This is a genomic window from Aeromonas sp. HMWF017 (assembly GCF_003061465.1).
In the GTDB taxonomy this organism is placed as follows: Bacteria; Pseudomonadota; Gammaproteobacteria; order Enterobacterales; family Aeromonadaceae; genus Aeromonas; species Aeromonas veronii.
The window spans coordinates 437-1,542 of sequence record NZ_QAJD01000117.1; the positions used below are offsets into that span (position 1 = coordinate 437).

Sequence of the window (1,106 nt, forward strand, 5' to 3'; positions counted from 1 at the left end):
CCACCGCCATAGATTACCTTGATGCCATCACAGATCAGACCGCGCTGGTACTGATGGTACACAGATCCAATTTCGCCATTCGCGGCTTTACCGAGTCCCCCGATATCGGCGAGGTGGCCCGCGCCCTGCCCGAACATGTAGTGCTGGCGGTGGATCAGGGCTCTGGCTTGACCAGCGAAGAGTTTGCGCCGGATGAAACCTCGGTGCGCCAGTACATCAAGGCGGGGGCGGATCTGGTCTGCTACTCTGGCGACAAGCTCTTGGGCGGCCCGCAATCGGGCATCATCAGTGGCCGCTGCGACCTTATCAAGCGGCTGGAAAAACACCCCATGATGCGCACCTTCCGCCCGAGCCGCATCGTCTACTCCCTGCTGGAACGCCTGCTCATCCACAAGCTCAACAAGTCCCCCGTCGGCGAAGGCATCGCCCAGCGCACCTTGAGCAACCCGGCAGCCATGCAGGCGAGAGCCTCCCAGCTGATGGCCGCCCTGCCCGGCTGCTTTGTGCCCGTTCCCGCCCAATTGGTGGTGGGCGGCGGCACCCTGCCGGACGAGTTCTACCCGGCCCCAGCGCTCGAATGCACCGACCCGCGCCCGTCCCAGCAGCTGCTCGATGATCTGCGCGAACTGCCGGTGCCGGTCATCGCCACCGTGCGCCAGCAGAAGGTACTGCTCAATATGGCGACCCTGCTGCCGACCGAGATGGAACTGCTGATCGCCCAACTCAGGGAGTTGCTGCTGCCCGCCCCGTTCAATGCAACAAATGCGACCGAGGAGCCTTGATCCCATGACCCCCTATCGCGCCGTTATCGGTCTTGCCGGCCACGTGGATCACGGCAAGACCCTGCTGATCAAGGCCCTCACCGGCATCACCACCGCCCGCGCCCACGAGCAGGCCATCGGCATGACCCAGGATCTCGGCTTTGCCCACTTCGACGACGGTCAGGGCAACACCATCGGCGTCATCGACGTGCCCGGCCACGAGCGCTATATCCGCAATATGGTGGCGGGGCTCTGGAGTCTGGATCTGGTGCTGCTGGTCATCGCCGCCGACGAGGGGTGGATGCCGATGACCGGCGATCACCTGCGCCTGCTCAAGGCGATGGG

General features: G+C 64.3%; 1 protein-coding gene and 1 pseudogene. Both read left to right on the forward strand.

Features of this window, described 5'->3' with window-relative positions; translation table 11 throughout:
• Nucleotides 1-782, forward strand: a pseudogene (locus DBR30_RS22100) (L-seryl-tRNA(Sec) selenium transferase); the annotation flags it as partial.
• Between the two features lie 4 nt (nucleotides 783-786).
• Nucleotides 787-1,106: GTP-binding protein (locus DBR30_RS11430; protein WP_146181379.1), on the forward strand; the 320-nt coding region annotated here is incomplete at its 3' end.